Genomic DNA, 7,513 nt, shown 5'->3' with positions numbered 1-7,513 from the left:
GGACGTTTAACAATCCAATGTGATGAAATGTGGTCATTTGTTGGAAATAAGGAGAATAAGCAATGGATTTGGTTAGCATTAGATTATGATTCAGGCGAAGTTGCAGGTGCTTTTGTGGGGAGTCGCGACATGGAAGGCGCTAAAGGATTATGGAATTCTCTTCCTCCAGTTTATAGACAATGCGCCGTATGTTATACAGATTTTTGGATGGCATACGCAGGAATTATCCCATCAAAAAGACATCGCCCTGTTGGAAAGGAAAGTGGAAAAACAAGCCACATCGAAAGATTTAATTGCACAATGAGACAAAGAATATCCAGATTAGTCAGGAAAGCTCTTTCTTTTTCTAAAAAAATAGAAAACCACATTGGATCGGTATGGTATTTTATTCATCATTATAATGCTTCTCTGGTTAGCGCATGACATCATTACACTACCTTTACAGGACTACCCTTTAATATAATCAAAAATCTTACTGGGTTTGTCTTTTTTTGTCTCTTGCGTATCATTAGAGTGACTGCTGTCTGTCTCTGCTTTCTCTTTCCCCACCGGCACAACAATACAGACAGCCCCTACCTCTGCCATTAAAGCCTTGCATTGTTCAACATCGTTAATGCCAACGCCGGCTTTCATTGTTACTGTCTTGTTTTCAAATATCCTTCTACCCTTAAAGCTGCCTGGCTCTATCTTGAACAAATCGCAAAGGTCTTGCTTGACCTTAATGTCGTTGAAGCCTGGCAATATTCCCCCACTAAAGAGGACGTTATAAAGCCCTCCGTCTTGCTCCCTTGAGGACTCAGTATTTTGCTCACTGCCTGCATATGCGCTTTGCTCTTTGAGGTACTTTACAATCTCCCTGTAAGCAGCGTTAATCTCTTTGGCCTTCTCTTCCGCCTGTTTCTGCAAACGTGGGTTGTGCGCAAATCGGTCTGGATGCCATACTTGGATCAAGTCCTTGTAAGCTTGCTTTACTTCTGCCTCCGTAGCCCCCGGCTTGAGGCCAAGTATGTCATAGCACTTATTGATGTCGGTCATATCACATCACCCTGCCGATAGTCTAACTGGTGGTGTAACGGAAAATCCAGTGAAGTTTTGTTCACAGGTTTGGGGGCAAGTGGGCACATCACTGCCACGGCTTAAAACGCCATTATCCAACAGCCATATATGTACGTGATTTGCACGCATTTTTGCATCCACTGTTCGCATATTGCGAGCAGTTTTGATACATAGTGATACTCTATGATACTCGGTGATACTCGGTGGAGTTCCGATAAGGTTTTAATTTTATGTGTTTTTTTTGGTGCCGGTGGGGGGAGTCGAACCCCCATGAGGTCGCCCCCAACGGATTTTGAGTCCGTCGCGTCTGCCTATTCCACCACACCGGCAATATAACCACTGCCAACGTCTTTTGCTCTGTGCCATGCCATTACGATATACAGCCCTCTAACGAACTCTACACGGCGCTGCCATCACATATTGCTATAGCATATCATACATGGAACTCTTTTTTCAACTGCTCAACAATATCTCTATCCTGAACTCTGCCCCTCCTTCAAGATTGCTTGCCGCAAGTCGCCACCCCATGCTGTTCTCTATGATAGTCTTTGAGATATATAGCCCTATGCCTGTACCCTTATCCGATGATTTTGTTGTAAAGTAAGGCTCAAAAATTCTGTCAAGCAACTCCGGTGGTATTCCACCGCCATTATCACGGATCGATACAACAATCAGCCTCTCTTTTTCAGTGTCTATACTGATGTCTATACGACCCTCCTGGGGTGTCTGATCTGCCCTTGAGATAATGGCATCCCTTGAATTGTTGATCAGGTTCAGTACTACCTGTTTGAACTCATTTGGATAACCCGATACTTCAAATGTCCCTTCTCGGACAACGCTAAAATTTATCAATATATTACTCTTCTTAAACAGAGGAGAAAACATCGCTATTATATCCTGAATTGCCTCCTTTATGTCAAAAGAGATTTTTTCTTTCGACGGACGCAAAAAGTTCTTAAAATCATCCATCGTCTTGGACATGAACTGTACCTGTTGCAGTATATTATCTTTCAGCACATTTAGATAATCGCTGCTGAGTTCTCCATACGTATATGCCTCAGCCAGCTCCATGACCGTAACGGATATGGCATTTAACGGCTGTTTCCACTGGTGGGTTATGGAGTTTATCATTTCGCCCATGGAGGCCATCTTGGACTGTTGCACCAGGAGTTGCTCTTTTTCGAGCTTTAACATGGTCTCTTGTTGTACCCGCTCTTTAAGGAGGTTATTTAACTCAAACAGACTCTCCTCCATTTTCTTTTTATCCGTCACATCCTTTGATACGTAGATGTACCTGTTGGTGCTGTTATCATCTTCTTCGATTATGCGGTATACGGTGACTTCCACGTATCTCCTGTTTCCGTGCTTGTCCCGGTGTACGTGCAACATGGTGGTTGGTTTACCAGTGGTCATGACCTCTTTTATAGGGCATGGGTGCAGGGGGGAATCACAGGGACTGTCTACGTTGTGCGTGACCTCGTAACAATGCTTTCCTATAAGTTCATCGATCGTATATCCGGTGTTATCTTCTGTGGCCTTGTTTGCCCACAATATTTTGAAGTCATCGGTCATGAGGCTCATGCTGTCAGAGACACCCTGGGTTATATCTTCCATCATCTTTTTTAGTCTCAACAGACTGTCTACCTCCTGTTTTCGCACGGTGATGTCTCTTATCACCCCGGATGATCCCCACTGCTCAACAGCCTTTATTATGCCAAGGGAGCCGATAAACTCCTGTTGATCCCTGGCCGGGTCAAATCTGTATACACCGGAACTGTTTACCTCACCAACAATTGTATCAGCACCATGTGCATCACTGTTGGCATCGGATGCACGCTTTTTGATGATGTGTACTTCCAGGCCGCGTGTACTGCGGTTGAGGGTTCTACGTTCATCAAAGAGCTTAGGGGAGTGATGCTCACCGAGCGCCTTGCCCATGTACATTGGCAACACGGCCACTCGGCTTACATACTCTACCTCCTCCGGCGCTATTATCGTGCTGAAATGCCTGCCAATCAGCTCATCCGGTTCATAGCCAAGCATCCTGACGGCACTGTTAATGAATGTGAAGTTGCCATCCATATCAACCTTATACACTATATCAGGGATGGCCTCCATGAGGGACTTGTACAAGACTTCCGTATCCTGCACCCTGGAGATTTGTTCCCGGAGGTCTTGATTTGACCTCTCTGTAGCTTCCACGATTCGTGCATTGTCAAGGAGCTTCACCCGCAGCGAACTAAACCAAAAGTAGTACAGAAACACGGGAAGCATTACCGATAATATCACGGCATCAACCAGCTCTTTGTGATATACAAGCCTGTGTGCTATACCGTCAAGGGATATAACGATAATAAACTCACACAAACATATGAAAAATATCGTAACGAGAGAAAACACAAGGGGACTTGTAACCCCCAACTTTTTTAATGGCGCCATCGTTTCACCACCTTGTCTGCAACTGCCGTTGCCAGTGAGTAGGTCAGCAGCAGGGGGTTGTACGAAAAAAGCCCCTTGCCATAGGCTGATGCCTTGTTTTTCCTGAACTGATGCAGGTACATATATGCCCTTGCCTCCTGCACCTCTCTGATAAACTGAGGATAGTTGGCCTCAACGAGGGAAAGCGTTACGAGTATGTCTTCTGTCAGGTTTGTCTTGCTGATATTGTTACCGTGTCGTCTGTATCGTGTAAGCGTCAGGTTCTGGTGTGCAATCTCACCGTGCATGGACATCTCTATAAACAGATACCAATCAAGCATTCTCTTTATAGACGGATTGGTCCTGAAGGGAGTCTCTCTGAGAGTTCTAAACATCACGGTTGGTGTATGTACGTGGTTGCCAAACTTTATCAGATAACTGGTAGAGCGGTCTCTGGTGTTTAGGTAGTTGAAGAAGTCGTTATCAATTGTTCCCGTTTCGGAGTCAAAGACCTCACAGTTGTGAGTTACGGCTATGCAGCGGGGGTTGTTTTCAAGGAACTCCACCTGGTGCCGGAGTCTTTCAGGCAGCATCATATCATCTCCCTCGCAAATTGCGATGTAGTGCCCCTGGCACATATCCAAGGTCTTATTGGCATTTATTGCTATAGAGTATACGCCCATATTATAGGGTTGAACGAATAGTTTTATGATGTCCGGGTAACGCTCTTTATACATCCTGAGGATATCGGCAGTGCCATCGGTAGAGCAGTCATCCGATATACATATCTCGATGTTCTTGTACGTCTGGTTCAGACAGCTCTGGATGGCCTCCTCCACGAAGGCACGGTGGTTATACGTTGGCATAAGTACCGAGACCTTTTTGGCTTCCATGCTGGTATCTATTGCCTGCCTTTGTTATGTCGGTAGTTTTTATTCATTGGCAGCCGCTTTAATGCCGCCTTTGCGTCCCAACCCATAGCCGACCCGATAGACATCCGGGATATTAATCCGTTTGTCCGTCATGACCTTGAAGACACCCAGGGATTGAATATCCTTTATTATGCCACTGGCCCCTTCACCCAAGTGCATCGGAGGGAGCTTAACCTCGGCGCTGGAAGTATCGGCATTGTACAGCAGCTTCTCCACCTTCTGTGGGTTATCGATCACCCATTGGACTTTATCTGACCATTCTGAAACAGGCAATGATCGACCTTCAGGGGTATTCTTGATAACCTGTAGCAATACAACGCAACGCCATATCTGCTGGGGATCGAATTTTTTGCTTACTTGCACGAGAGTATGTTTATTAGGGTAGTCTTCCGGGTTGGGACTCTCTCCAAATCCTAAGAATACTTTTGTATTTTCACCTATATTGGAGTTAGGCAGTAGGTGAGCTACCATTTGGCGATGTTTCTTACTGTACAGGACAGTCCACCAAAAGCTCTTTCCTGCCCCCCGGATTCCACTGACCAGCATGGCATCAGGATGCAATGCCTTTGAATGTCCCATAGGTATGAAGGTGTATTTTATATTAGGCGGTTTACCAGAAATCGCTGTGTCCTGTGGCAAGGCATCTATTATCAGCTCTTGTATATCATGAGGAAATCTGTATTTTGTCGTCATAGGTTTTCCTCCCCTGTAAAGACTATGCGTTCAGCCTCGGTCATAAACTTACCCATGGCCGTTTCAAGATTCTGTTCATCAACGCCCCCACTTTCTTGTAAGGGATCAAATTCCTGCAACGCTCTATTCCAATAGACCGATATCGGGTAGTGTGGCGCCTCTTCATCGTTTACATCAAAACTAAAGACATCCGTTGTTTGTGCTTCTGCCTCATCGTAAAGATGCTCCCGAAACAACCCCCACGATCTCTCTTTGAATCGATTGAGGTATTCTGCCCTCAATGTCTCAGGTATCATGGCCGCCACAATTTGCAATTTTCGCCGGAAATCCTTTATCTTTGGGTGATATTGCTGCCAGTGTTTAAACAAAAAAGCGTAAGCGTTCCATGTCTGCAACGAATCAGCAGCAAAGATAAAAGCGTCTGCATCCATTCGAGTAACAGAGACCGCAGCGATATCATGCAGGCCGGCACGGCTATCGAGGATGACCAGGTCAGGCATTTCCTTGTCTTCCACCGTCTCAACCATCTGCTGCAGACGCTCACCCCAAGCCCTGTGCCCATTGCCACTGAACTCTGCATAACACCTGGCGAGCTTGGGCAGATAATTTTCCTTATCTTGCCCGAAGGCGGGTACTATTTTGATTTCTCCCGGCAGGTTCCTGGCCAGCGGGCTTGAGGCGATAAGCGCATTTTCTATGACATTGGCCTGTCCGACGCCGTCTTCGACAAACCAGTCCACGATTCCGTAATTCGGCAAATACTCATCAGGCAGCAACGTGCTGCTTACACCAGGGAATTCTAAGTCCAGATCGAAAATCAGTACCTTTTTCCCTTGTTTGGCCAAACGCCATGCCCAAATAACCAGTGCGGTTGAACGCCCTACGCCACCCTTGATCCCGAAAAACGTGACACGTCGATTTGTAGTCCTACGCTTAAGCGATGCACGCATCCAATCCTGACCAATTATCTGTCTGTCAAGAAGCCAGACCTTCAAGGCACCTTCTTCATCTATGAGTTGCCGATCTCTAAAGGTATCGTCTCCAAGCTCCAGAGCACTTGCATATAACACCGCCCTATCCTTGGGAAACCCGTAAGCGCCGAGGGCATCTGCCAGCTCCTGGCTGCACTTGTCAAACGCTGTTTTGTGCTCACCGGACAAATCCTTCTCGTGTCCGGGAGCTAATACCCGTATCCGTCCATTCAAATCTCGTACCAGAACGATATCACCGCTATTGACGTTACGTTTAACCGTATTGAGTGCAATCTTCAAAGCACTGTTAAAAAACACCGTGCTCATATAATATCTCCATTCAAAATAGCATTATTAAGAACTTGCTTGGTAACATCTCAAAAAGTTGAGGTAACAGCCTTTTGACGCATAATTGCGTCCAATTGAGTAATGGTATTATTTTTACTTACCCTATCGTTAATATAATGCCAAGAGGAGACGGCCAAATTACGGCATGTCTTTTTGAGACTGATGAAAGTATCACGGCATTTTCTACCTAAATCACTACGAGTTCCACCACTGATTTTGCGGCGTTTGACATATTCCCGTATGTCTCTTTCACTTGTATTATTATAAAGTGGTATGTCAGGCCGGTCTAAGACCAGAAGAAGTTCTGCCTTGTTCTTATACAATCGTTTAAGAGCAAGATTTAATGTCATAAAGCAAGTTTTATCCTGAAATATTCTCTCAAACCTGCTGTCAATCTCTACTTTTTTCTCATGGACAGGATGGTTCTTGTACTCTTTGAGGTCAGCATATAAATCCCATATCTTCTTCCTGCTCTCATCTAATGCTAACCTTTGGTTATTCGCAAAAGGAACTATCTTATTAATTGTTCTTTCAGCATGAACCCAGCAAAGAGCATGCAGAAAAACATTAAATTGCCCCGCATCATCACTGACTATTGCCATATCAGGGTTAAAGCCATTTTCTAAAACACTGCCAACAAGAGCGCCCTCGGTGGCAATCCTAATATGATGCTGTTGCGTTATTCCCACTTTCTGTAGATGTTTCTCCCATTGTTCTTTAGCTATAAATATTTTTAAACTATCTTCTTTAAGTATCTGGAGTTTAGCTTTGGGCAGTTTTTGCGCTTCCATATAAGCCAAGGCATCCTCATTGATATGGTAATCATTCTGGCTACCTCTGAGGAGTTCGAGGAAGTTTATGCGACTTTTTGATTCAGTGCTTTTGAACCAGGCAAAAAGTTCATTACCAACATGAGTACATACTCCGTTTTGACCATCATGTCTGGCTCCTGTATCGTCCACATTAATGTAATAGCTAATTTCAAGACCGGTAGTTAAAATATCTTCCTTCTCTTTGTGAAAATTATCATGACCTTCAACCAATATTCTACTGAGTTGACCTGACGATATATCAACACCAAACTCATGAAGTTGT

7 protein-coding genes and 1 tRNA gene are annotated in these 7,513 nt (G+C 44.8%); 1 reads left to right on the top strand and 7 read right to left on the bottom strand.

What is annotated here, in order from left to right; translation table 11 throughout:
- Positions 1 to 423: IS1 family transposase (locus HWQ67_RS10020; protein WP_218252551.1), on the top strand; the 423-nt coding region annotated here is incomplete at its 5' end.
- A gap of 24 nt (positions 424 to 447) precedes the next feature.
- Here the strand turns inward: HWQ67_RS10020 and HWQ67_RS10015 are convergent.
- The 7 genes from HWQ67_RS10015 to HWQ67_RS09985 all read right to left on the bottom strand — a co-directional run.
- Positions 448 to 1,035, bottom strand: a complete 588-nt coding sequence (locus HWQ67_RS10015; protein ID WP_218252550.1) for a DnaJ domain-containing protein — start codon at positions 1,033 to 1,035, stop codon at positions 448 to 450.
- Between the two features lie 263 nt (positions 1,036 to 1,298).
- Positions 1,299 to 1,385 (bottom strand) — tRNA-Leu (locus tag HWQ67_RS10010).
- Between the two features lie 124 nt (positions 1,386 to 1,509).
- Positions 1,510 to 3,495 (bottom strand): sensor histidine kinase, encoded by a 1,986-nt coding sequence (locus tag HWQ67_RS10005; protein WP_218252549.1) that lies wholly within the window; start codon positions 3,493 to 3,495, stop codon positions 1,510 to 1,512.
- On the bottom strand, positions 3,483 to 4,367 hold the full coding sequence (locus tag HWQ67_RS10000) for a glycosyltransferase (protein ID WP_218252548.1): 885 nt from the start codon (positions 4,365 to 4,367) through the stop codon (positions 3,483 to 3,485). The genes HWQ67_RS10005 and HWQ67_RS10000 overlap by 13 nt, the downstream gene beginning before the upstream one ends.
- A gap of 39 nt (positions 4,368 to 4,406) precedes the next feature.
- The gene (locus HWQ67_RS09995) at positions 4,407 to 5,099 is read right to left on the bottom strand and encodes a hypothetical protein (protein WP_218252547.1); all 693 of its coding nucleotides are present in this window, start codon (positions 5,097 to 5,099) and stop codon (positions 4,407 to 4,409) included.
- Positions 5,096 to 6,397, bottom strand: coding sequence for a KGGVGR-motif variant AAA ATPase (locus HWQ67_RS09990; protein WP_218252546.1), 1,302 nt, complete (start codon positions 6,395 to 6,397; stop codon positions 5,096 to 5,098). The genes HWQ67_RS09995 and HWQ67_RS09990 overlap by 4 nt, the downstream gene beginning before the upstream one ends.
- A gap of 50 nt (positions 6,398 to 6,447) precedes the next feature.
- The coding region (locus tag HWQ67_RS09985) for an IS66 family transposase (RefSeq protein WP_218252545.1) at positions 6,448 to 7,513 on the bottom strand (1,066 nt) is incomplete at its 5' end.

Origin of the sequence: Candidatus Magnetobacterium casense (genome assembly GCF_019173545.1) — a bacterium.
GTDB classification, from domain to species: Bacteria; Nitrospirota; Thermodesulfovibrionia; order Thermodesulfovibrionales; family Magnetobacteriaceae; genus Magnetobacterium; species Magnetobacterium cryptolimnobacter.
Note: the sequence above shows the minus strand (reverse complement) of the source record. Positions and strands in the feature narration are given on the sequence as shown.

Excerpts from the sequence above, each read along its gene's own strand:
- HWQ67_RS10015 (WP_218252550.1), bottom strand. The coding sequence starts at position 1,035 with ATGACCGACATCAATAAGTGCTATGACATACTTGGCCTCAAGCCGGGG.
- HWQ67_RS10005 (WP_218252549.1), bottom strand. The coding sequence starts at position 3,495 with ATGGCGCCATTAAAAAAGTTGGGGGTTACAAGTCCCCTTGTGTTTTCT.
- HWQ67_RS10000 (WP_218252548.1), bottom strand. The coding sequence starts at position 4,367 with ATGGAAGCCAAAAAGGTCTCGGTACTTATGCCAACGTATAACCACCGT.
- HWQ67_RS09995 (WP_218252547.1), bottom strand. The coding sequence starts at position 5,099 with ATGACGACAAAATACAGATTTCCTCATGATATACAAGAGCTGATAATA.
- HWQ67_RS09990 (WP_218252546.1), bottom strand. The coding sequence starts at position 6,397 with ATGAGCACGGTGTTTTTTAACAGTGCTTTGAAGATTGCACTCAATACG.